Origin of the sequence: Streptomyces kurssanovii (assembly GCF_040677245.1) — a bacterium.
In the GTDB taxonomy this organism is placed as follows: Bacteria; Actinomycetota; Actinomycetes; order Streptomycetales; family Streptomycetaceae; genus Streptomyces; species Streptomyces kurssanovii.
In genome coordinates this window covers 35,289-56,766 of the sequence record NZ_JBFAQK010000047.1, presented here as the reverse complement: position 1 = coordinate 56,766, position 21,478 = coordinate 35,289, and the positions used below count along the sequence as shown (strand labels likewise).

The 21,478-nt window shown below is 69.8% G+C and carries 22 protein-coding genes, 1 tRNA gene and 1 pseudogene; 13 read left to right on the top strand and 11 right to left on the bottom strand.

What is annotated here, in order from left to right; translation table 11 throughout:
* Nucleotides 1-449 (bottom strand): TerD family protein (locus tag AB0K36_RS26120; RefSeq protein WP_364598876.1); only part of this gene is annotated, 449 nt, incomplete at its 3' end.
* A gap of 162 nt (nucleotides 450-611) precedes the next feature.
* Between AB0K36_RS26120 and AB0K36_RS26115 the strand changes: the two genes are divergently transcribed.
* Both AB0K36_RS26115 and AB0K36_RS26110 read left to right on the top strand, forming a co-directional pair.
* Complete coding sequence (locus AB0K36_RS26115; protein WP_364598873.1) at nucleotides 612-842, top strand: hypothetical protein; 231 nt, start codon at nucleotides 612-614, stop codon at nucleotides 840-842.
* 155 nt (nucleotides 843-997) lie between these two features.
* The gene (locus AB0K36_RS26110; RefSeq protein WP_364598871.1) at nucleotides 998-1,210 is read left to right on the top strand and encodes a DUF4287 domain-containing protein; all 213 of its coding nucleotides are present in this window, start codon (nucleotides 998-1,000) and stop codon (nucleotides 1,208-1,210) included.
* 332 nt (nucleotides 1,211-1,542) lie between these two features.
* Here AB0K36_RS26110 and AB0K36_RS26105 read toward each other — a convergent pair whose 3' ends face one another.
* Nucleotides 1,543-1,986 (bottom strand): SCO4402 family protein, encoded by a 444-nt coding sequence (locus tag AB0K36_RS26105; protein ID WP_364598868.1) that lies wholly within the window; start codon nucleotides 1,984-1,986, stop codon nucleotides 1,543-1,545.
* Nucleotides 1,987-2,235: 249 nt separating this feature from the next.
* On the opposite strand from AB0K36_RS26105, the gene AB0K36_RS26100 reads away from it, so the two are divergent.
* A complete protein-coding gene (locus tag AB0K36_RS26100; protein ID WP_364598865.1) occupies nucleotides 2,236-2,796 on the top strand; it encodes a hypothetical protein in 561 nt (186 codons plus the stop codon).
* 221 nt (nucleotides 2,797-3,017) lie between these two features.
* On the top strand, nucleotides 3,018-3,476 hold the full coding sequence (locus AB0K36_RS26095; protein WP_364598863.1) for a hypothetical protein: 459 nt from the start codon (nucleotides 3,018-3,020) through the stop codon (nucleotides 3,474-3,476).
* Between the two features lie 163 nt (nucleotides 3,477-3,639).
* Here AB0K36_RS26095 and AB0K36_RS26090 read toward each other — a convergent pair whose 3' ends face one another.
* Both AB0K36_RS26090 and AB0K36_RS26085 read right to left on the bottom strand, forming a co-directional pair.
* A complete protein-coding gene (locus AB0K36_RS26090; protein ID WP_364598861.1) occupies nucleotides 3,640-3,816 on the bottom strand; it encodes a hypothetical protein in 177 nt (58 codons plus the stop codon).
* Nucleotides 3,817-3,914: 98 nt separating this feature from the next.
* The gene (locus tag AB0K36_RS26085; protein WP_364598858.1) at nucleotides 3,915-4,277 is read right to left on the bottom strand and encodes a hypothetical protein; all 363 of its coding nucleotides are present in this window, start codon (nucleotides 4,275-4,277) and stop codon (nucleotides 3,915-3,917) included.
* Here AB0K36_RS26085 and AB0K36_RS26080 point away from each other — a divergent pair.
* Nucleotides 4,178-4,633, top strand: a pseudogene (locus AB0K36_RS26080) (tyrosine-type recombinase/integrase); the annotation flags it as partial. The gene AB0K36_RS26085 and the pseudogene AB0K36_RS26080 sit on opposite strands and share 100 nt — an antisense overlap.
* A gap of 78 nt (nucleotides 4,634-4,711) precedes the next feature.
* On the opposite strand, the gene AB0K36_RS26075 reads toward AB0K36_RS26080, so the two are convergent.
* The 4 genes from AB0K36_RS26075 to mptB all read right to left on the bottom strand — a co-directional run bounded on the left by AB0K36_RS26075 (nucleotide 4,712) and on the right by mptB (nucleotide 8,526).
* Nucleotides 4,712-4,785 (bottom strand) — tRNA-Pro (locus tag AB0K36_RS26075).
* Between the two features lie 97 nt (nucleotides 4,786-4,882).
* The gene (locus AB0K36_RS26070; RefSeq protein WP_364598855.1) at nucleotides 4,883-5,821 is read right to left on the bottom strand and encodes a metallophosphoesterase; all 939 of its coding nucleotides are present in this window, start codon (nucleotides 5,819-5,821) and stop codon (nucleotides 4,883-4,885) included.
* Nucleotides 5,822-5,842: 21 nt separating this feature from the next.
* Nucleotides 5,843-7,066: a glycosyltransferase 87 family protein gene (locus AB0K36_RS26065; protein WP_364598852.1), complete on the bottom strand. Its 1,224-nt coding sequence runs from the start codon at nucleotides 7,064-7,066 to the stop codon at nucleotides 5,843-5,845.
* Nucleotides 7,063-8,526: a polyprenol phosphomannose-dependent alpha 1,6 mannosyltransferase MptB gene (gene mptB, locus AB0K36_RS26060; RefSeq protein ID WP_364598849.1), complete on the bottom strand. Its 1,464-nt coding sequence runs from the start codon at nucleotides 8,524-8,526 to the stop codon at nucleotides 7,063-7,065. The genes AB0K36_RS26065 and mptB overlap by 4 nt, the downstream gene beginning before the upstream one ends.
* Before the next feature lie 594 nt (nucleotides 8,527-9,120).
* Here mptB and AB0K36_RS26055 point away from each other — a divergent pair.
* A complete protein-coding gene (locus tag AB0K36_RS26055) occupies nucleotides 9,121-9,585 on the top strand; it encodes a GatB/YqeY domain-containing protein (protein WP_189470629.1) in 465 nt (154 codons plus the stop codon).
* Nucleotides 9,586-9,991: 406 nt separating this feature from the next.
* Here the strand turns inward: AB0K36_RS26055 and AB0K36_RS26050 are convergent, their stop codons facing one another.
* A complete protein-coding gene (locus tag AB0K36_RS26050) occupies nucleotides 9,992-12,223 on the bottom strand; it encodes a transglycosylase domain-containing protein (protein ID WP_364598846.1) in 2,232 nt (743 codons plus the stop codon).
* 408 nt (nucleotides 12,224-12,631) lie between these two features.
* On the opposite strand from AB0K36_RS26050, the gene AB0K36_RS26045 reads away from it, so the two are divergent.
* A complete protein-coding gene (locus AB0K36_RS26045) occupies nucleotides 12,632-12,976 on the top strand; it encodes a WhiB family transcriptional regulator (RefSeq protein WP_050791514.1) in 345 nt (114 codons plus the stop codon).
* Between the two features lie 297 nt (nucleotides 12,977-13,273).
* Here the strand turns inward: AB0K36_RS26045 and bagB are convergent, their stop codons facing one another.
* Nucleotides 13,274-14,575: an ATPase BagB gene (gene bagB / locus AB0K36_RS26040; RefSeq protein WP_364598843.1), complete on the bottom strand. Its 1,302-nt coding sequence runs from the start codon at nucleotides 14,573-14,575 to the stop codon at nucleotides 13,274-13,276.
* Nucleotides 14,572-15,534 carry an ATPase BagA gene (gene bagA, locus AB0K36_RS26035; protein ID WP_189470623.1) on the bottom strand — a complete coding sequence of 321 codons (963 nt, stop codon included), beginning with the start codon at nucleotides 15,532-15,534 and terminating at the stop codon, nucleotides 14,572-14,574. Before bagA ends, bagB begins: the two co-directional genes overlap by 4 nt.
* 96 nt (nucleotides 15,535-15,630) lie before the next feature.
* Between bagA and sp36 the strand changes: the two genes are divergently transcribed.
* The 6 genes from sp36 to AB0K36_RS26005 all read left to right on the top strand — a co-directional run bounded on the left by sp36 (nucleotide 15,631) and on the right by AB0K36_RS26005 (nucleotide 21,404).
* On the top strand, nucleotides 15,631-15,798 hold the full coding sequence (gene sp36, locus AB0K36_RS26030) for a Sp36 family protein (protein ID WP_356620772.1): 168 nt from the start codon (nucleotides 15,631-15,633) through the stop codon (nucleotides 15,796-15,798).
* The gene (locus AB0K36_RS26025; protein WP_189470619.1) at nucleotides 15,795-16,265 is read left to right on the top strand and encodes a RidA family protein; all 471 of its coding nucleotides are present in this window, start codon (nucleotides 15,795-15,797) and stop codon (nucleotides 16,263-16,265) included. Before sp36 ends, AB0K36_RS26025 begins: the two co-directional genes overlap by 4 nt.
* A gap of 264 nt (nucleotides 16,266-16,529) precedes the next feature.
* On the top strand, nucleotides 16,530-18,659 hold the full coding sequence (locus tag AB0K36_RS26020; protein WP_364598838.1) for a PQQ-dependent sugar dehydrogenase: 2,130 nt from the start codon (nucleotides 16,530-16,532) through the stop codon (nucleotides 18,657-18,659).
* A gap of 9 nt (nucleotides 18,660-18,668) precedes the next feature.
* Complete coding sequence (locus tag AB0K36_RS26015) at nucleotides 18,669-19,535, top strand: NUDIX hydrolase (protein WP_364598835.1); 867 nt, start codon at nucleotides 18,669-18,671, stop codon at nucleotides 19,533-19,535.
* Nucleotides 19,532-20,368, top strand: coding sequence for an MBL fold metallo-hydrolase (locus AB0K36_RS26010; RefSeq protein WP_364598832.1), 837 nt, complete (start codon nucleotides 19,532-19,534; stop codon nucleotides 20,366-20,368). Before AB0K36_RS26015 ends, AB0K36_RS26010 begins: the two co-directional genes overlap by 4 nt.
* A 151-nt stretch (nucleotides 20,369-20,519) precedes the next feature.
* Nucleotides 20,520-21,404 (top strand): prohibitin family protein, encoded by an 885-nt coding sequence (locus AB0K36_RS26005; RefSeq protein ID WP_364598829.1) that lies wholly within the window; start codon nucleotides 20,520-20,522, stop codon nucleotides 21,402-21,404.
* Nucleotides 21,405-21,478 lie beyond the last annotated feature (74 nt).

The following is a 21,478-nucleotide window of genomic DNA, read 5'->3' as shown; positions in this document are numbered from 1 at the left end:
GAGGCGTCCTCGCTCAGGTCGTAACGCGCGAGCTCGTTGTTGTCGGCCTGGTTGACGACGCGGATGAACGCGTTGCGCACCTGGCCGAAGGACTGGCCGCGGCTCTCGCCCTCGTGGATGGACACCGGGAACACGATCTTGTCGACCTCTGCGGCCACACCGGCCAGGTTGACCTTGATCTGCTCGTCGTCGCCCTCGCCCTCACCGGTGAGGTTGTCACCGGTGTGCTCGACGGAGGCGTCGGGGCTCTTGAGGTTGTTGAAGAACACGAAGTGCTGGTCGGACAGGACCTTTCCGTTCGTGTCCACCAGCAGGGCGCTGGCGTCCAGGTCGAAGTCGGTCCCGGTGGTGCTGCGTACGTCCCAGCCGAGGCCCACGACGACCGCGGTCAGGCCCGGGGCCTCCTTGCTGAGCGAGACATTGCCGCCCTTGGAAAGGCTGACACCCATGGAAATCCCCTGCGCAATCCGGCGCGGGCCGCGCCACTTGACGATTCCTTTGCCCGACCGGACAACGACCGGCCCACCGCTTCGGTTCCCCCTTTTCCCGATCGGGTCAATCGGTTCTCACGACCGGGGGGGACGGCCCTCCCCGACGACGAAGCAGTTGCCGTGCCGGACGAGGAGATCGGGGTACTCCGGCCCACCGCCGGCCGTCGCCTCGGCGACCTGCTCGACGTACCTCCCTCGGCAGCCCCGGGCGGGAAGAGCGTCAGCATGGAGGCGGGAACGTCCGACTCGTTCCTGAACGCGTGGCTCGCCGACGGGCACGTGGACGATGTCGCCAGCTCCGCCGGCGACCCGCCGGTCCCGCGCGCGAAACCGCCCCCGGCCCGCGTGTGACCCAGCGCACATCGCCGGAGCGATGACTCCGCCCTGTGCCGCCGGTCAGAGGAACGACAACACCGGCACAAGGAAGGCCGGCGGTTCATGCCTTGCTTAGGTCCTGGCATTCACCGCCGGCGGGCCAGATCATTCGATACGAAACGGGGGCACCCATGACGAACGCAGTGAAGGGTCCGGCCAGCTACTTCCCCTCCATCGAGAAGAAGTACGGCCGCCCGATTGCCGAATGGAAGGACCTCATCCGCTCCTCCCCGCTGACCAAGCACATGGAGCTCGTCTCCTGGCTGAAGTCCGAGCACGGCCTCGGCCACGGCCACGCCAACGCCCTCGTTGCTCACACCCTCGCCGAGGACAGCGGCAAGTGACCGGGCGGGGACGCCGAAGTCGGCGTCCTCGCCCGAGCGGCTTGGCAGGTTGAAGCGCGGATTCCCGACCCTGGCGCTGGAGGCCGCCCGCGGAGTCGGCTCCCGGACGACCCGGAAACCACTCAGGGGACCCACCCGCGATGCGGATCAGGCCCCTGACCTGGTGTTTCAGCTGCCGGGGTGGCCGGATGTGAACCCACGACCTCTTCGTCCCGAAGCAACTCGGGATGGTCGCTGCCCTTGGACTGCTGTGCCTGTCGCCTGCGTTGATGGACCGCTGACGTCCGCGGGTGTGCGCGGTTGTGCGTTGCGGTTGTCACGCAGTTAGACACTCACTGCGCTTCCTTGCTGCACGCCTGATCGGTCGGCTGGCCAGCAGCCTTGGATTCGTGCAGTGCGACGAGTTCGCCCAGGTCGTTACTGACCATGACTTGAGCGAGTCGTCCGGCGACGGCCACGACCTCTGGCCAGGAGGTTGCCTGGAGGTACTCCGTATCGGTGTCGTTGGGCGCCTCGTCGGCGGCCGTGTTGAGCGCTGCACCAAGCTCTCGCATGAGGGCGACCTCCTCCTCCGTTCGCAGACTTGTGCCGAGGTACCGCTCGGGTTCGTCGGCGTCGCAGAAGTCGTCGAAGAGCGTGTGGAAGATGTGGTCCAGGTTCTCGAACGTTGACGGGTCAAGCCACACATCCCGTTGCCAGGGCGGATTGGCCAGAGCCAGGACCGCTGGCACCACGTGGACTCGGAAGTTTGCCAAGCGTCGAGAGGCCTCATTCATTGGCGGAGCGTAGCGAACGGGTTCAGGCGAGGTTGTGGAATAGCACCGCTTTAGGAGCGTGGTGGGGCGAGTTGGGCTCTGACCTGGGCCATGCTGGCTCCTGCGGCGGCGGCCCCGGAGACCCCTTCGCCGCCGCCGTTCCCCGTGAGTCCCCGCTCCTTCTGGCACGCCTGTGGCACGGGCTGACCGTCGCAATGCTGAACCGGCCAATTGGCTGCGCTCGCTGCGAGTGTTTGGTGAGATCTGCTCGTGAGCGAAGCGCTGATAACTACTGCCTTGACTGCTGCCGCCGCCTTCGCCGCAGCAGGACTCGCCTCCTGGCTTGCGTTGCGGGGCGTGCGCCACCAGACCGCGACACAACGCGAGCTGGCCGTAGCGGACCGCATTGACCGCCGGGAAGCCGAAGCTCGTGCGGTCAGACGGGACGCCTATACCCAGTTCATTGCTGCTGCCATCCGTTGCGCTGGCTTGATCCGCGAGGCGAAGGAGAGCCACATCGATGACGAAGAGTATAAGGAGCGTTACTCAGCAGTTCAGCGTGCACTGTCCGACCTGATCCTCGCTCAGGCCATTGTCAGCGTGGAAGGCCCCAAGGAGGTTTCCGCCGCCGCCGTTCATGCACGTCGTAGCCTTGATCGAGAGCTGGAAGCCACGCATGCACACCGCTCCGGTAGCGGCTCTGCTGAGAACATGGTTGATGCTGGACGCGCGAGGCTGCGGGCAGTGGGAAGCATGTCCGATGCGGCCCGAAGAGCCTTGAACGGCGAAACCGAGCCACCCCCAGCGGCCCCCTGCGTGGCCATCATATGACCGACCCAAGGTCTGTGGAGTCTCAATGACTGAGTCAAGCGTGGTCGGCCAGGCCCTGGAGCACCAGTTTGGAAGACGCCGTATGCGGGTGACGGCTGACCTGGCAGTTTGCTGACCTGCGGGGGAGTGCCGTCGTCACTCTGCTCCCCGTGGTTCCCCGCCCGCCTCCGACCGATCAGGCACGCATGGGGCACGCGGCACCCGCCAGGAGCGCTTCTCGCATGATCGAGCATCATGTGCGCATGCTGCTGACCTTCGGTCCCGACCGCCAAACGCGCGAGTTCACCTGCGACTGCTGCAATGCTCCCATTGAGCGAGCGTGGGACTTCATCTATGCCGACGGTGCCCCGCACGCCGCGTACTTCGCGAACTGCTACCACCACACCGACCGCGACCATGATGCCTGGATAGACGTCATCTTCGGGACGTGGGGCGGGGGATCTGACCAGTGGAGTGACCACGTCGCCTTCGCCTGCCGCATTGGTCCGGTGGTGGGGCAGACCACGCCTGCCTCCACGCTTGTGACCGCCGGCCTGGCCCACCCCGATGGCCCGCTCTTCGGGCTCAAGCTCGATCGCGAGGCGGCCTTGCAGCACCCGCGGCTGAACGAGTTCTGGAAGGTGTCGGACTTCATCCTGGAGAACGACCCACTGGTGCTAGGGCACATCTACGGCCACTAGGAGCCGACCGGGCCCAGCCACAGCGGGCTACCGTCCACTGCATCAGGTGTGCTCGCTCTAGCCGCGCGGCCGGCGGAGCCGGGGCCGTGCGCGGCGAGCGGAGCGAGCCGCCTTGAAGCGAGGTAGAGAAACCTGTAACAGGCCCTAGCAACCGCGTCGCCTTCTAGTCCATCGCGGCTATGCCGAAGGAAAGGCCGACCCAAGCGATGAAGCAGAGGGCCAACACAGCGAGCGATGCCGCACAGGCGGTTGCGATGACCTTCCAGCTGAACCGCACGACGCGTTCGGCCTGGGTAAGCGCATCCTGGTAGTCGGCTTCGTAGCAGTCACGATCGTTCATGCGAACACCCCCGGACCGGAGCGTAGAGCATGAGCACTTAGAGACGTGCTGCCGAGCGGCGCCCACGGCAGCACCCCAGCATGCTCGGCCGGGCAGCCCTAACTGGCGCGACTGAGCGCGGTCAGGTGATCCAGGTACTCCCGGCCCGTCGACTCATTGGCGAAGTCCCGATTGACGATGGCCGCCAGCTCGCGGCTGACCATGAGCAGGGACGGCAGGGACTGCCGGTCGCCCTTCAGCGCCCACTCGCCGTAGTTCACGGCCTGGTCCAAGTCGCCCTGCCTGGCTGCGACCACGCCCAGCGTGATCCGCGCCTTCGTCATGCGCATCGGCGATCGCTCGGACCCGTCGAAGTCGGTGCCCGCCCGGATCACCTCATGGGCAAGGTTCTCGGCGAAGCGGTCCTCTCCGAGCAGCCGGTAACAGTCCATCGCGTAGAAGTCGAACTTCGCCGGGTCCACTACAGGACCAGGGCTGGGAACGGCTCGCCGCCGGTGACAAGTGGGAGGAGCACGGGCTCGTCTTCTCGTCGGCCGTGGGCAAGCCGCTCGACGCCACCAACGTCCGGCGCGCCTTCCACCAGGCGCTCAAAGATGCCGAGGAGATCAAGGCGGATGAATGGACGCCTCGGGAGCTTCGGCACAGCTTCGTGTCCCTCCTCTCCGACCGTGGCGTCCCGCTGGAGGAGATTTCCCGGCTCGTCGGCCACTCCGGCACAGCCGCGACCGAGGAGGTCTACCGCAAGCAGATTCGTCCCATGATCCCGACCGGTGCCGTGATCATGGACGGCATCTTCATGTGTGGTTTGGAGCGGTAGTCAGGCAGATAGACGCGCAGGTAAAACAGGTGAGGCACCTACTCAATGCAGTAGGTGCCTCACCTGGTGTTTCAGCTGTCGGGGTGGCGGGATTTGAACCCACGACCTCTTCGTCCCGAACGAAGCGCGCTGCCAAGCTGCGCTACACCCCGATGCCGCCGGTGTCCCGGCGACATCGATTACTTTAGCCCACCCGCGGCCGGAGGCGAAATCCGGTTTCGGCGGGCCGGGGGTGGCGCGGCGCGGGGATCAGTCGCGTGGGGTCAGCGTCAGCAGGGTCGCTTCCGGGGGGCAGGCGAAGCGGACCGGGGTGTAGCGGTTCGTGCCGCAGCCCGCGGAGACGTGGAGGTAGGAGATGTTCCCTTCCGCCCGGTGCCTGGACAGGCCCTTGACCCGGTCGGTGTCCAGGTCGCAGTTGGTGACCAGGGCGCCGTAGAAGGGGATGCACAGCTGGCCGCCGTGGGTGTGGCCCGCCAGGATCAGGGGGTAGCCGTCGGCGGTGAAGGCGTCGAGGGCGCGCAGGTAAGGAGCGTGGACGACGGCCAGCGACAGGTCGGCGTCCTTCTCGGGGCCGCCGAGGACCTTGTCGTACCGGTCCCTCTTGATGTGCGGGTCGTCGAGGCCGGTGAAGGCGATCTCGTAGCCGTCGAGCTTCAGCCGGCCGCGCGTGTTCGTCAGGTCCACCCATCCCGCCGCGTCGAACGCGTCCCGCATTCCCTCCCACGGGTTGTGGACGGCGCCGACGGCCGGGGCGTTGCCGTTGAGGCCGTGGCGGCCCTGCGCCTTCTCGAGGAGGTAGCGGGCCGGGTTGCGGAGCTTCGGACCGTAGTAGTCGTTGGAGCCGAAGACGTAGACGCCGGGGATCTCCATCAGCGGACCCAGCGCGTCCAGTACCTCCGGCACGCCCTCCGGGTCGGAGAGGTTGTCGCCGGTGTTGACGACGAAGTCCGGGCGCAGTCCGGCCAGGGCCTGGAGCCACGCCCGCTTCTTGCGCTGGCCGCTCACCATGTGGATGTCGGAGACCTGCAGCACGCGCAACGGCCGCATCCCACGCGGCAGCACCGGCACCGTCACCCGTCGCAGCCGGTACGAACGGGCTTCGATGCCCGCGGCGTAGACGAGGCCGGCGGCTCCGGCCGCCGTGATTCCTGCGGTGATCTTCAGGGGGAGCCCGTAGCGTGCGCGCATGGGTCCATCGTCGCAGAACAGTCAGGCGCGGGGCAGTGGTGGGAGGTGCGTCCGGGGCGCGCTGCGGACCGGTAGCGCGACGAGCAGACCCAGCGCGATCCACACGTACGTGTTGCCGCCGAGGAAGCCGTCGATTCCGGACGAGTCCTTGCTCCACAGCCACACGACACTGCTCGACAGTACGACCGGCAGCGCGACGGCCCAGGTCAGCAGCCTGCGGCGGTCCGGTCCCGCGGGTGTGTCCAGGGCGGCACCGGCGAGGACCGCGAGGGCGGGCACCAGCCAGACCAGGTGATGCACCCAGGTGACCGGGCTGATCAGACACGCCAGGACGCCGGTCAGCGCGACCGCGGCGGCGTGGTCACCGGCGGCGGTCGCCCGGCGGACCCGTACGAACCACAGAGTGAGCAGTACGAGGACTCCGGCCGCCCAGATGCCGCGGCTCGGCTCGTACGGTTCGACGAACCGGGCGAGCAGTCCCTGCCAGGACTGGTTGGAGACGTACGCGAGCGAGCCGACCCGGTCGGTGTCCCAGAGCGCCTGGGTCCAGTAGACGCGCGAGGTGTCCGGCGCGATCCATGCCGCCAGCCCGGTGGCGCCGAGCGCGACCGCGGTGGCTGTCGCGGCGGCGCGGGGGCGGCCGGTGAGGAGCAGGTGGCCGATGAACACGGCGGGGGTGAGCTTGACGGCGGCGGCGAGACCGATGCCGATGCCGGCGTAACGGGAGGCCCGGCCGTCGGCCGGCAGGCGGAGGTCGACGAGGACGAGCGCCAGCAGAAGCAGGTTGACCTGTCCGAAGCTGACGGTGTCGCGGACCGGTTCGAGGAGGGCGAAGGCGCAGCCGGTGAGAGCCAGGGCGTACCAAGGTGTCCAGCCCCGGGTCCTGACGACCGGCCCGGCGGTCAGCCGCAGGATCACGACTGCCGCGGCGGCGTTGAGCAGCAGGGTGAAGGCGATGGCACCGTTCCAGTGGATCAGCGTCATCGGCAGCATGGTCACGGCGGCGAACGGCGGGTAGGTGAAGCCGTATTTGCTGCCGGGCACCTGGTAGTCGTAGAGCGCGCCGCCGCCCACCCAGTGGTGCACGGCCCCGTAGTACACACCCAGGTCGAACCAGCCGCGGTGCAGGGGCACCGTCATCAGGAACAGCAGGACGGTGGAGGCCAGGGAGGCGACCAGGATGAGCCGTCCGCGGGTGGTCGTCGGCCACCGCCACGTGGTCTCCGTCGTACCCAGCTGTGTCATGCAGTACTCCCAATCGGTCGACGCGCGAAGCGGTCCGCGCCCCACAGAGCTGTCACGGCGAGCAGGCCGCCCCCGACGGCCGCCCCCAACTGGGCGGCATCCGGTGCGAATCCACTGGGCAGAACGACGAGGGCGAGGATCGCACTGGCCGCGGTGGCCGTCCGCCGCAGGGATCTGCCCGGTCCGGCGGCCGCGATCAGGAACAGTCCCCACAGCAGGTACCAGGGGCGGATCGCGGGGCCGAGGACGGCCACCGCCGTCAGGCTGAGCCCGAGCGCGTGGACCGGGCGCAGCAGATGGTGGCGGCGCCAGGCGAGCAGTACGGCGGCCGCGGTGGCGGCGAGGCCGAGCAGATGCCACGCCGGACCCGCGAAGCGGGCGAGAGCCGCGGGCCAGGCGCCGGCCCGGTCGAGGAGGGCGGTGGTCATCCGGCCGAGGGTAGAGGTGAGGGACCAGTTGCCGGGGGAGACGGGAGTGTCCAGCGTCGCGAGCCACCCGTATCCCGTACCCACGGCTGCCGTGGTCACCGCCGTGGTCGCCACGCAGAGACAGATGACGGCGGCGGTGGCGGACAGTCGCGGTGCCCGAGCCCATTCCCCCTGCCGGGCCCACAGCGTCACCACGGCGAAGAGACCGAGCGCCGCAGGGGCCTTCACCAGGGCCGCCAGGGTGATCAGTACGACCGCGGCCACCGGCCTGCGGCCGAGCGCCGCCACCAGTCCGACGCCCAGCAGGCCCAGCATGACCGCGTCGTTGTGCGCGCCGCCGACCAGGTGCAGGAGCACCAACGGGTTGAGCACGCCGAGCCAGAGAGCCACGGACGTGTCCGTGCCGCAGTGCCGGGCCAGCCGCGGCAGACACAGTGCCATGGCCGCCACCCCGAGGAGTGCGACGAGCCGCATCCCGAGCACCCCGGTGGACACCTGGTCGGCGGGGAACGAGGCCGGGCCAGGGGAGTGCGCCAGCGCGGCGAGGGCGAGGAAGACCGGGCCGTACGGGGCCGGCGTGTCCCGCCACAAGGGGGCGACCTCCGCCGGGAGCGGGCCGCCGAGGTGGGACGGTCCGAGGGTGTGGACATCGAGCCGCGCGTCGACCATCGCGCCCTGCGCGAGGTAGCTGTACACATCGCGGCTGAACAACGGCGGCGCCACCACCAGCGGCGCCGCCCACAGCACCAGCGTCAGCAGCAGATCGCGGCGGCCCGGCGGGCGGGCCCCGCGCACCGCCGCTCCGACCAGCGTCCAGGCCGCTATCAGGACGACGAGCCCGAAGTACGCGCCGACGAGCCCGAGCGCGGCCGGGCCGGAGTCGGGGGCGGGCATCTCCCGCACCGGCAGGGCGCCGGAACTCACGCCACCTGCCGCGAGGGCCGTCGAACCCGTCAGCCCGAGCAGCTGACAGTGGCGGAAGTCGACGGCCCGGTCGAGTACCCGGTCGACGACGAGACGGAGGGACGGCACCTGCGCAGGCTGTCAACGGCCGGTGTCCCGCAGGCGACGCGACGGCCGCGTGTGGGGGTCGGTCGCGTGTCCGCCGCTTTACGGGACGCCGCCTGCCGACGTCGCTAGGCGGGGGCCCCGGCGGCGGCCCCCGCGGGGCCCTGCTCGCCGAAGCTCCGCTCCGCTGACCCTGGCGCGGCGCCTGGTCGGCCATGCGACGCCGGCTTCAGCCCCAGCCGTGCGACGTGGCTTCCCTACCGTCCTTGCGAGGCCGGTTTCCGTCCCGGTTTCGACCGCCTTCGTTCTGCCGCACGAGGCCGGCTTCCGCGCGCGGCCGTGCGACGCCGGCCTCCCTCGCGGACACGCGATGCCGGCTGCCGTCGTCACCATGCGATGCCGGCTTCCGTCCCCGCCGCGCGACGACCCCGGCTTCCTCCCCGGCCTCGTGAGGCCGACCGCCCTCCCGCTCTCGGCCCCGGCCTCCGTTCCGGTCTCGGCCCCGGCCTCCGTTCCGTCCGCGCGTCGCGCACCGCGCCCCGCCGTCCGCGACGCGCACCGCGCCCCGCCGCGAAATGCGCGGGCGAGTTCCGTCGCGCACCTGACACACTTGGCCGCATGACCACGCTCAAGTCCAAGCTGCAGGAAGACCTCACCGCGGCGATCAGGGCGCGCGACGAACTGCGCTCCTCCACGCTTCGGCTGACCCTCTCCGCGATCACCAAGGAGGAGGTCTCGGGCAAGACCGCCCGTGAACTCTCCGACGACGAGGTGCAGAAGGTGATCGCCAAGGAGGCGAAGAAGCGCCGCGAGGCCGCCGATGCCTTCGCTCAGGGCGGTCGGGCCGAGCAGGCCGAGCGCGAGAAGGCGGAGGGCGTGATCCTCGACGCGTACCTGCCGCAGCAGCTGACGGACGACGAGCTGAACCAGATCGTGGCCCAGGCCGTCGAGGAGGCCAGGTCCGCGGGCGCCGAGGGGCCGCGTGCCATGGGTGCCGTCATGAAGATCGTGAACCCGAAGGTGGCGGGCCGGGCCGAGGGCGGCCGGGTCGCCGCCGCGGTGAAGCGGCTCCTCGCAGGCTGAGAGCCGGGCCGCGGTGCCCGCCGGGACGGCAGGGCCCGCCCTGGGCGATGGTGCCCGCCGCTCATAGCGGGGCGCGCGCCACGAGCGCGTGGTGCCCGCCGGCATGGCAGAGCACCGCCCTGAGCGATGGTCCCCGCCGGGATGGCGCGGCGCCCGCCCTGGGCGATGGTGCCCGCCGCTCATAGCAGTGCGCCCGCCGTGAACGCATGGCCCTCGCCGGGATGGGCAGGGGCGCACGCCGGCATGGCAGAGCACCGCCATGAACGCATGGCCCCCGCCGGGATGGGCAGGCGCGCACGCCGTGACGGCAGAGCGCTCGCCGTGACGCCAGCGGCAGCCCGCTGTGAGGGCATGAAGAAGGGGGACCCGGTCACCGGGTCCCCCTTCTTCTCGTCTCGCGGGCCGTCTACGGCCAGTTGCCGCCGTCACCGCCGCCGTTGCCCTGGCCGCGGTTGTTGCCGCCGCCGATCAGGTCCGGCGGGATGGAGATGCCGGGCCACGGCTCCTCGTCACCCGGCTTGCCGTCGTCCGGCTTGTCCCGGTCCTTCTCCTTGTCCTTGTCCTTGTCCTTCGGGACGTCCGGGATGTGCACACCGACGAAGGGCGGAGCGGGCTCGCCGTCCAGCGCCCCCGTCATCGCGTCCTTCCAGATCGGACCCGGGACCGCGCCACCGAAGACCTTCTCGTGGTACTGGCCGCCGATGGTGATGTACTCCATCTTCACCTGCTGGCTGGCGCTGCCGACCCAGACGGCTCCCGACATGTTCGGGGTGTAGCCCACGAACCAGGCGTTCTTCCTGAAGTCGGTCGTACCGGTCTTGCCCGCGTTGTCGCGGCTCTGCAGGCCGGCCTGCTGACCCGTACCGGAGTCGATCACTCCGCGCAGCAGGGTGTTGATCGTGTCGGCGGTCCGCTCGGACATCGCCTTGCTGCACTCGGTCTGCGGGACCTTCAGGCTCTTGCCGTCGGCCGTCTTGATCGACTCGATGGCCGTCGGCGTGCAGTAGGTCCCGCGGTTGGCGAAGGTCGCGTAGGCGTTGGCCATCACGAGGGGCGAGATACCGGTGGAGCCGAGGGTGAGCGCCGAGGGCACTTCCGGCAGCTTCGTGTTGTTGCCCTGCACCACGCCCAGCTTGCCGGTCATCTCCGTGATCGGGCACATCCCGATCTCGCCGATCATCTGCACGAAGTAGGTGTTGACGGACAGCGCCATCGCTTCCTTGAGCGGGTACGGCCCGACCTCGGTCTCGTTCTCGTTCTCCAGCATGGTGTTGCCGGTGTTGACCCAGGGCTTGCCGCTGCACGTCGACACCGACTGCGGGTACGGCATCTTGTACGGCGACGGGTAGACCTGCGTCGGCGGCTTGCCCTGCTCCAGGGCGGCGGCGGCGAGGAACGGCTTGAAGGTCGAGCCGACCGGGAAGCCGAAGTTCGAGCCGCCCATGTCGTGGTTGACCGAGTAGTTGATCTGGGTCTCGTTCTTGCCGAAGCCGTACGGCTTGGACTGGCCCATGGCGACGATCTTGCCGGTCCCGGGCTGGACGAGCGTGACCGCGGCGGCGACCTTGTCGGTCTGGTAGACGTGGTCCTTTATCGAGTTCTGCGCCGACGCCTGGGCCTGCGGGTCCAGGGTGGTCCTGATCGTCAGACCGCCCTGGTTCCAGATCTTGAGCCGGTCCTCCCTGGTCTTGCCGAAGACCGGGTCGGTCAGGAACACCTGGCGTACGTAGTCGCAGAAGAAGCCGGCGCCGTTGACGGCGGTGATGCAGCCGTTCTTGGGCTTGCTGACCTTCAGCTTGATCGGGCTCGCCTTCGCCTTGTCCGCCTCGGCCTGGGAGATGTCCCGGACGTCGGCCATGCGCTGGAGCACGATGTTGCGGCGCTTCGTCGCCTCTTCCGAGTCGTTGACCGGGTCGAAGCGGCTCGGCGACTGGACGATGCCGGCGAGCAGCGCGGCCTCCTCCAGTTTCAGGTCCTTCGCCTTCTTGGAGAAGTAGCGCTGGGACGCGGCCTCGACGCCGTACGCCTGCTGTCCGAAGAAGGTGATGTTGAGGTAGTTCTCGAGGATCTTCTTCTTGCCCAGTTCCTCTTCGACCTGGATCGCGTACTTCAGCTCGCGGATCTTCCGGCCGAGGGTCTGCTGGGTGGCCTGGGCGACCTTGTCGGGGTCGTCACCGGCCTCCTCCACGAAGACGTTCTTCACGTACTGCTGGGTGAGGGTCGAGGCGCCTTCGGAGACGCCGCCCGACTGCGCGTTCTTGTTCAGCGCGCGCAGTACGCCCTTGAGGTCGATCGCGCCGTGCTCGTAGAAGCGGGCGTCCTCGATCGCGACGATCGCCTTCTGCATGTACGGGGAGATGTCCTCGATCGGCACGACCGTGCGGTCCCGGGAGTAGACCGTGGCGATCTGACCGCCCTCGGAGTCGAGGATGGTGGTGCGCTGACTCAGCGGCGGGGTCTTGAGGTTGGCCGGGATGGTGTCGAATCCCTCGACCGTTCCCTTGGCCGCGAGTCCCAGTGCTCCGGCGGCGGGCAGGGCGATGCCCGCCAGCACCGCTCCGGCGAGCACGCTGACACCGAGGAACTTGGCGGCCTGCTGGGTCCCGGTCAGACCACCGCCCGAGCGCTTCTTTGGCATGGGGCCAGCCTACGTTCTCATTCGCCGGACACGCGTAAAGGCATTGGCCTAAGCTGCTCACAACTGTCACAGCAGTGCGGTTCTGCATCAAACACTTGACATGATTTCCGCTGTACCCGAATCCGGCGGAGTTGTGTCCGTCAGTCATGTCCGTATCCGGCACTTGTGTTGCACGGTGCCCCTTGTGACCCAGCTGAACTGCCCCGCTATGTCGGCTTTGTTCGTTATGCCCTCAGGTCACTCCCCTGGGTGATCTGCCGCGTACGCATAGTCCGTTCGGGCCATTCAAGATTGGGCCCCAAGGGGGTGTTGCGCTGTGCCCACCTTCCGTAACGTCCTCAACTGGCAGCGGTGAATATGCCGCTGCCGCCGTGGGGGAGCCTCGATTCGGGAGAGGACGGCGCCGGCATGGGCTGGGTAACCGACTGGAGTGCGCAGGCAGCCTGCCGCACTACCGATCCGGATGAACTGTTCGTACAAGGGGCAGCGCAGAACAGGGCCAAGGCGGTGTGCACCGGATGCCCGGTGCGGACCGAATGCCTGGCCGACGCGCTCGACAACCGCGTCGAGTTCGGCGTCTGGGGCGGAATGACGGAGCGGGAGCGACGCGCATTGCTGCGCAGACGCCCCACCGTCACGTCCTGGCGCAGGCTGCTCGAGACCGCACGCACGGAATACGAGCGCAGCGCGGGGATTCTGCCCGTCGCCCTCGACGACGACGAGACCTACGAGGCGTACGCGGCGGTCGGCTAGCGGTCGGCTGTCGTGCTCGGTCGGCCGCGGCCGGCCCTTCGCCTGGTGGTACGGGGCCGCGAGCGGCCGTCGTGGTGTCCGCCACGAGTGACCGAGGCATGCCTTGCGGGCAGCGCTGGTCGGCGTGGTGCGCCGACGTATCGCGGACACCGGCCGAGCACGCCGGGCCGTCCGGCATGCGCGCACACCGGACCACGTGGCGAACCAGATGCCTGAAGCCGATCCCGTGCCGTGGCGTCGACGCACCAGCGAGCCGGTGCCCGCGGCCCTGTCAGGCCGGAGCGCTCCTGAGCGCGGCTACGCCGCCCCGGCGGGGGCGCGGCCCCCCGTGGCAAGGCGGTCACCGATGGCGCGCAGGCCGGCGAGATCGTGCACGTCGCCCGGGAGGGCGGGGACCTCGGCCACCGGCACCTCCGGGTGGAGTGCGGTGAAGCGGTCACGCGTGCGCTGCTCGCGCGCGAGCACCTGCATCCGCTCGGCATGCAGACGCAGCAGACCGGCAGTCATCTCCTGCGTGGTCTGCGTCCGGGAATTCTTCGACTCCGAGGGTTCTTCGGCGACTTGCGGGTGGGCTTCGGGGGAGTGGCCCGCGGACGGGGATTCGGGAGAGACGGCCGCGGCGTCACGAACACCAGTCTTCCCGTGCCCCTGATCCACAATGCCGGCCTCGTCAAGATTTTCGGCGGCCGCGAGCGCCCGCTCCGCCGACAGCCGCGCGGCGCCGCTGACGTGCACCCGGTTGAGGACCAGGCCCGCGAGCGGCATGTCCTCCTCCGCCAGCCGCTCAACGAAGTACGCCGCCTCGCGCAGCGCGTCCCGCTCGGGTGCCGCGACCACCATGAACGCCGTCCCGGGGGCCTGCAGCAGCCGGTACGTCGCGTCCGCCCGGGTGCGGAAGCCGCCGAACATCGTGTCCATGGCGGCCACGAACGTCTGCACGTCCCGCAGCAGTTGGCCGCCCAGCAGCTTCCCCAGGGTGCCCGTCATCATCGACATGCCGACGTTGAGGAACTTCATCCCGGCCCGGCCGCCCATCTTCGCCGGGGCCATCAGCAGCTTGATGAACTTGCCGTCGAGGAACGACCCCAGGCGCTTGGGCGCGTCGAGGAAATCCAGCGCCGAGCGCGACGGCGGGGTGTCCACGATGATCAGGTCCCACTCTTCGCGGGCCCGCAGCTGGCCCAGCTTCTCCATGGCCATGTACTCCTGCGTGCCGGCGAAACCGGCGGACAGGGACTGGTAGAAGGGGTTCTCCAGGATGGCGCGGGCCCGTTCCGCGTCCGCGTGCGCCTCGACGATCTCGTCGAAGGTCCGCTTCATGTCGAGCATCATGGCGTGCAACTCCCCGCCGCCCTCGATGCCTTCGACACGGCGCGGAGTGTTGTCGAGCGAGTCGATGCCCATGGACTGCGCGAGCCGCCGGGCCGGGTCGATGGTGAGAACGACCACCTTGCGTCCGCGCTCCGCCGCCCGTACGCCCAGTGCCGCGGCCGTCGTCGTCTTTCCGACGCCGCCGGCGCCGCAGCACACGATGATCCGGGTGGCCGGGTCGTCGATGAGGGGGTCGACCTCCAGCCGGGCCGATGAGTCCAGGGTCATGAGCCGGCCCCTTGCTTGCGCAGTTCCTTCGCCAGTTGGTAGAGCCCTGCCAGGTCGACTCCCTCGCTCAGCATGGGGAGTTCGTAGGCGCCCAGCTCCAGGGCGTTGAGCGCCTTGCGCTGCTCGCGCTCCAGCTCCACGCGCTCCGCGTGCTCGGCCGCCTGCTCCAGCAGCGGGGTGACGAGGCCCGCGGCGCCGGTGACGCCGGCGGCCTTGAGCGCGTCGGTGACGGCGGCGCGCCGGCCGTTCGCCGCGTCGTGCACGGCGTCCTCGTCGAGGAGGTGCGGCCGGACCATGTTCACGATGGCGTTGCCCACCGGCAGGTCGGCGGCGCGCAGCTCGGCGACACCGTCGGCCGTCTCCTGCACCGGCATCTCCTCCAGCAGGGTGACCAGGTGGACGGCCGTTTCCGGCGACTTGAGGACCCGCATCACCGCCTGCGCCTGATTGTGTATCGGGCCGATCCTTGCCAGGCCCGCCACCTCGTCGTTGACGTTCAGGAAGCGGGTGATGCGGCCGGTGGGCGGCGCGTCCATGACCACGTAGTCGTAGACGTACCGCCCCTGTCTGTCCCGGCGGCGGACGGCCTCGCAGGCCTTGCCGGTCAGCAGCACGTCCCGGACCCCTGGGGCGATGGTCGTCGCGAAGTCGATCGCGCCGATCTTCTTCAGGGCGCGGCCCGCGCTGCCGAGTTTGTAGAACATCTGGAGGTAGTCGAGGAGGGCGCGCTCGGCATCGATGGCCAGCGCGAACACCTCACCGCCGCCGGAGGCGACGGCGATCTTGCGCTCCTCGTAAGGAAGGGCCTCCGTCTCGAACAGCTGGGCGATGCCCTGCCTGCCCTCGACCTCGACGAGAAGAGTCCGCTTTCCCTCTGTCGCGAGGGCGAGCGCGAGGGCAGCGGCCACCGTGGTCTTACCGGTACCGCCCTTGCCGCTGACGACCTGGAGCCTGCTCACGTATTCGAGCCTAACCAGTCGGACCCCGGCCTACGCACGAGGCTGCCTGCGGGCTGCGTCACGGACCGGGTGGAGGGTGCGGCTACAGTCGGCTCCATGACCAAGTGGGAATACGCGACCGTGCCGCTTCTCGTGCACGCGACGAAGCAGATTCTGGACACCTGGGGCGAGGACGGCTGGGAGCTGGTCCAGGTCGTGCCCGGGCCGAACAACCCCGAGCAGCTCGTGGCCTATCTGAAGCGGAAGCGGGAGAAGTCCTCGTGAGCGGCGTGGTCGACGCCAGGCTCGCCGAACTGGGGCTGACGCTGCCCGAGGTCGTGCCGCCGCTCGCCGCCTACCAGCCTGCCGTCGTCTCCGGCGTGTACGTCTACACCGCGGGTCAGCTCCCGATGGTGGAGGGCAAGCTCCCGGTCACCGGCAAGGTGGGTGCGGAGGTGACCGCGGAGGAGGCCAAGGAACTGGCGCGCACCTGTGCGCTGAACGCCCTGGCCGCCGTGAAGTCGGTCATCGGTGACCTGGACCGGATCGCGCGGGTCGTGAAGGTCGTCGGCTTCGTCGCCTCGGCCTCGGACTTCACCGGGCAGCCGGCCGTCCTCAACGGGGCGAGCGAACTGCTGGGCGAGGTGCTCGGCGACAAGGGCGTGCACGCCCGCAGCGCGGTGGGTGTCGCGGTACTGCCGCTGGACGCCCCCGTCGAGGTCGAGATCCAGGTGGAGCTCGTCCAGGGCTGAGCCCTGCCGAACCCCCGGTCCCTGTACGTACGGCCCCGTGCCCCCGGATTCCCGGCGAGCACGGGGCCGTTGCCGTTCCGGCCGGGGGCGCGCGAATCCTCGCGCGCCGGTCTTGACGCGGACGCGTCGGCGGGTGTGCCCTGTCCCTTGGCGTCCATGGTTAGGAATCCTTCCTATCGACGTGAACGCGCTCGTGAAACCGGCGAGCACCCGCACGCACTTCCTCCATCCCCTCGTCCCCCCGAACGAAAGTGGGAGGAACCAGTGGCACCCACCCCCCGCCCGCGGGCCGCCCTCGGCGTCCTCGTGGCCGCCGCGACCGCGGCGTTATCCGTCGCCGCACCACCCCTCGCCGGGACGGCGGCAGCCGCTCCCGTCGCGTACGAGGCCGAGGCGGCCACGGTCTTCCAAGGCGCCGTCGACTCCGATCACGCAGGTCACTCCGGCACCGGCTTCGTGAACTTCCAGCCCGTGACGGGCGCCTACGTCGAGTTCACCGTCGCCTCCGACCGGGCCACCGACGCCACCCTCGACTTCCGGTACGCCAACGGCACGTCCGCGAACCGTCCTCTCGATGTCCGGGTCAACGGCGCGCTCGTCGCCGACAACCGCGCCTTCCCCGCCACCGGCGCCTGGACCACCTGGCGGACCGTCACCGCGCAGGCCGCCCTCAAGGCAGGCGACAACACGGTCCGGGTCACCACCGCGGCGTCCGACGGCCCGAACCTGGACAAGCTCACCGTCACCCCGAGCGGCCCCGCCGACACGCAGAGACCGACGGCCCCCGCGAACCTGCGCAAGGGCAAGGAGCCCACCGCGACGAGCGTCTCGCTCGCCTGGGACGCCGCCTCCGACGACACGGCCGTCACCGGCTACGACATCTACCAGCACGGCCAGTCGATGAAACAGGTCGGCGGTACCACCCTCGCGGCCACCGTCGACGGGCTCGACCCGGAAACGGCCTACGACTGGACCGTCTTCGCCCGTGACGACGCGGGCAACGTCTCCGCCGCCAGCAACGCCGTCACCGTATCCACCCTGCCCGCCCCGCCCGACACGCAGGCGCCCAGCGTTCCCGGCGGCCTGCGTTCCACCAGCACGGGGGCGACGAGCGTCGACCTCGCGTGGACGGCGTCCACGGACGACACGGGAGTCGCCGGATACGAGATCCACCGCGACGGGGCCGCCGCCGCCGAAGCCGACGCCACCTCCGCGACCGTCGGCGGCCTGACCGCCGACACCTCCTACCGCTTCAAGGTCAGGGCCTACGACCTCAAGGGCAACAGGTCCGCCTTCAGCCCCGAGATCACCGTCAGGACCCGCGGGGCGATCCCCGGCGGCACTCCGGACCCGGGCACGGTGTCCACCCTGACGAGCGGCGTGGACGTCGCCTGGGGACTCGGCTTCCTGCCGGACGGCACCGGCGTCTTCACCGAGCGGAACACCTTCGACGTCTACACGCTCTCCCCGGCCGGCCGGAAGACGCTCGTCGGCAAGGTCCCCGAGTCGCAGACCACCGGCGGCGAGGGAGGCCTGATGGGCCTCGAGGTCAGTCCGGACTTCGCCACCGACCACCTGCTGTACTTCCTGCACACCTCGAGCGACGGCAACCGCATCGCCCGCATGAAGCTGGAGAACAACAGCCTCAGCGGCTACACCGTGCTGCTCGACGGCATGGAGAAGAGCCGCTTCCACAACGGCGGCAGGCTGCGCTTCGGCCCTGACGGGAAGCTGTACGCCGCCATGGGCGACGCGCAGAGCTCCAGCAAGGCCCAGGGCAAGAACTCCCTCAACGGCAAGATCCTTCGGATCGATCGCGACGGTTCGATCCCGGCGGACAACCCCTTCGGCAACGCCGTCTGGTCCCTGGGACACCGCAACCCCCAGGGCCTCGACTTCGACTCGCAGGGCCGGCTCTGGCAGGCGGAGTTCGGCAACAGCGTCATGGACGAGGTCAACCTGATCCGCAAGGGCGGCAACTACGGCTGGCCGGCCTGCGAGGGCACCAGCGGCAGCTGCTCGGGCTACATCGCGCCGAAGAAGACCTGGCCGACGGCTCAGGCCTCGCCCAGCGGCCTGACGATCATCAACGACCACGTCTTCGTCGCCACGACCAGGGGCGAACGCGTCTACCGGATGCGCATCGACACGAGCAGCGACCTGGTGGAGCAGAAGATCTACTTCCAGGGCACGTACGACCGGCTGCGCACCGTCGAGGTCGACCACCAGGGCGACATCTGGCTCACCACATCGACCGACAAGGACGGTGTGAACGGCAACGACAGGATCCTGCGGATCGACATCGTGTACTCGGGCGGAGCGGCCGGCGCGGGAGCGGCCCGCGGAACCGGCAGCGGGAAGGAGGCTCTCGAACATCGGCGCGGAAGCGCATAGCATCCGCCCATGTCCAATGGTCAGTGGTACCCGCCGGAATGGCCCGACCGTATCCGCGCACTCGCCGCCGGTGAGCTCACCGCCGTGGTCCCCAAGCGGGCCGCCACGGTGATGCTGCTGCGTGACACCGCGGACGGTACCGCTGTCCACATGCTGCGCCGACGCGCCTCCATGGCCTTCGCCGGAGGCGCGTACGCGTACCCGGGCGGCGGTGTGGACCCGCGGGACGACCGGCCCGTGCGCTGGGCCGGCCCCTCGCTGGACGTCTGGGCGGAGCGGCTCGGCGTCGACGACACGTCGTCCGCGCAGGCGATCGTGTGCGCTGCGGTGCGTGAGACGTTCGAGGAGGCGGGCATCCTGCTGGCCGGCCCCACCCCTGACACCGTCGTCGGGGACACGACGGGCGACGACTGGGAGGCGGACCGGCAGGCCCTGGTCGACCGCGGCCTGTCCTTCGCGGACTTCATCGACCGCCGGGGCCTCGTGCTGCGGTCCGACCTGCTGGGCGCGTGGGCACGCTGGATCACGCCGGAGTTCGAGCCGCGCCGCTACGACACCTGGTTCTTCGTGGCCGCCCTGCCCGAGGGCCAGCGCGCCCGCAACGTGTCGACCGAGGCGGAGTCCACGGTCTGGATCAGCCCTGCCGACGCCACGGACGGCTACGACAAGGGCGAACTGCTGATGATGCCGCCGACCGTCGCGACGCTGCGGACGCTCCAGGCGTTCCGTACGTCCGCCGAGGCGCTGGCGGCGGCGGCGAGCCAGGACATGACCCCGGTGCTGGCCAAGGCCCGGCTCGAGAACGGCGAAGTGGTCCTCAGCTGGCCGGGCCACGAGGAGTTCACCAAGCACGTCTCCACGGGAGGCACGCGATGACCGACGCGGCCACTCTGCCGGGACAGCCGCGCGGCGGTGTGCTGTCGGGGCCCGCCACCGCCCGTGCCGTCAACGTCCTCGCGCCGAACGCGTCCGCCATGACCCTCGACGGGACCAACACCTGGATCGTCTCGGAGCCGGACTCCGAGCTCGCGGTCGTCGTCGATCCCGGACCGCTCGACGACACCCACCTGCGGGCCGTCATCGCCACGGCGGAACGCGCCGGCAAGCGGATCGCCCTCACCCTGCTCACCCACGGCCATCCCGACCACGCGGAGGGCGCCTCCCGCTTCGCGGAGCTCACCGGTACGAACGTCCGGGCCCTCGATCCGGCGCTGCGGCTCGGTGACGAAGGGCTCGCCCCCGGTGACGTGATCACAACGGGCGGCCTGGAGATGAGGGTCGTCCCCACCCCCGGGCACACCGCGGACTCCCTCAGCTTCCACCTGCCCGCCGACCGGGCCGTACTGACCGGCGACACGATCCTCGGCCGCGGCACCACCGTCGTCGCGCACCCGGAGGGGCGGCTCGGCGACTACCTCGACTCCCTGCGGCGGCTGCGCTCGCTCACCGTCGACGACGGCATCCACACCGTGCTGCCGGGCCACGGCCCGGTGCTCGACGACGCCCAGGGCGCCGTCGAGTACTACCTCGCGCACCGCGCGACCAGGCTCGCCCAGGTGGAGACGGCGGTCGAGGACGGCTGGACCACCGCCTCCGAGGTGGTCGCCCAGGTGTACGCGGACGTGGACAGGTCGCTGTGGCCCGCCGCGGAGCTCTCCGTGCGGGCACAGCTGGAGTACCTGCGGGAGCACGGGCTGATCAGCCCCTGACAGCCGGAGGGGCGGCCCGGCGAAGGGGCCGTACCCGCCGCTTCGATCGGTCCCCGGCGCGGACGGAACCGGCCGGCCACCCCACGGCGTCGTGGTGCGAGCGATGCTTTACGCTCCGCTTACTTGCGGCATCCGTTCCCGGGGGGAAACCGTGTTCGTACTCTTCGTCATCCTCGTCATCGCCGCGGCGGTGATGTACCTCGTCGCCAGAGGCGGCGACAACAAGGGGCTCAAGCTCGGCGCGGCGGGGGCGCTCATCGCCGGCCTCTTCTCGGGCATAGCCAGCTGTGTCCACGTCATCAGCGCCTACGAGGTCGGCGTGCCCGTCACCTTCGGCAAGGTCGGCTCGCCCATGAACTCGGGCATGAACATCACGTCGCCGTTCACCAACGTCACCACCTTCTCCACCCGCCCCGTGGACCTCAACCTCTCCGACAAGGACGTGGTCGAGGTGCGCTCCTCGCAGGGCGGTGTGATGTACGTGGAGGTCACCGTGAAGTGGGCGGTCACGCCTGCCAAGGCGGTCGAGCTGTACCGGCTCGCGGGCAGCGAGGACGCCATCCAGCAGCGCCTGGTCTTCCCCGACAGCCGCGAGATCATCCGTAACGTCTTCGCCCGCCACACGAGCGAAGAGGGCTACACCTCCGCCCGAGAGAAGATCAACGGGGAGATCGGCGACCTGATCAAGGAGCGCCTGGCGCCCCGCGGGATCGCGGTCACCACCGTCAACCTGCGTAATGTCCGGCCGTCCGAGCAGCTGCAGGAGCAGATCGACCGCAAGATCCAGCAGCAGCAGGCCACCGAGCGGGCGACGGAGGCGGCGCGGACCGCCACGGCAGAGGCCGAGCGCCGCCGGATCGAGGCCGAGGGCATCGCCAAGGCCAACAAGATCCTCAACGACTCGCTGAGCGACAGAGTGCTCGCCAACCAGTGCATCGAGGCCTTCAAGGAGGCGGCGGCGAAGAACCCCGTGTACGCCGTGCCGTGCGGCAGCGGCACCGGGAACCCGCTGATCGTGGACGGCAGCAAGAGGTGAACAGCGCACGAGGGGCCGCCCGCGTGATGCGGGCGGCCCCTCGTGCATGTGCTCGGTGCGCGGGTCGGCCGGGT

What these genes read in the sequence shown, in the direction of transcription:
- AB0K36_RS26110 (WP_364598871.1), top strand. Translation starts at nt 998, where the DNA reads ATGACGAACGCAGTGAAGGGTCCGGCCAGCTACTTCCCCTCCATCGAG.
- AB0K36_RS26105 (WP_364598868.1), bottom strand. Translation starts at nt 1,986, where the DNA reads ATGAATGAGGCCTCTCGACGCTTGGCAAACTTCCGAGTCCACGTGGTG.
- AB0K36_RS26095 (WP_364598863.1), top strand. Translation starts at nt 3,018, where the DNA reads ATGATCGAGCATCATGTGCGCATGCTGCTGACCTTCGGTCCCGACCGC.
- AB0K36_RS26090 (WP_364598861.1), bottom strand. Translation starts at nt 3,816, where the DNA reads ATGAACGATCGTGACTGCTACGAAGCCGACTACCAGGATGCGCTTACC.
- AB0K36_RS26070 (WP_364598855.1), bottom strand. Translation starts at nt 5,821, where the DNA reads ATGCGCGCACGCTACGGGCTCCCCCTGAAGATCACCGCAGGAATCACG.
- AB0K36_RS26065 (WP_364598852.1), bottom strand. Translation starts at nt 7,066, where the DNA reads ATGACACAGCTGGGTACGACGGAGACCACGTGGCGGTGGCCGACGACC.
- AB0K36_RS26055 (WP_189470629.1), top strand. Translation starts at nt 9,121, where the DNA reads ATGACCACGCTCAAGTCCAAGCTGCAGGAAGACCTCACCGCGGCGATC.
- AB0K36_RS26050 (WP_364598846.1), bottom strand. Translation starts at nt 12,223, where the DNA reads ATGCCAAAGAAGCGCTCGGGCGGTGGTCTGACCGGGACCCAGCAGGCC.
- AB0K36_RS26045 (WP_050791514.1), top strand. Translation starts at nt 12,632, where the DNA reads ATGGGCTGGGTAACCGACTGGAGTGCGCAGGCAGCCTGCCGCACTACC.
- bagB (WP_364598843.1), bottom strand. Translation starts at nt 14,575, where the DNA reads ATGACCCTGGACTCATCGGCCCGGCTGGAGGTCGACCCCCTCATCGAC.
- sp36 (WP_356620772.1), top strand. Translation starts at nt 15,631, where the DNA reads ATGACCAAGTGGGAATACGCGACCGTGCCGCTTCTCGTGCACGCGACG.
- AB0K36_RS26015 (WP_364598835.1), top strand. Translation starts at nt 18,669, where the DNA reads ATGTCCAATGGTCAGTGGTACCCGCCGGAATGGCCCGACCGTATCCGC.
- AB0K36_RS26010 (WP_364598832.1), top strand. Translation starts at nt 19,532, where the DNA reads ATGACCGACGCGGCCACTCTGCCGGGACAGCCGCGCGGCGGTGTGCTG.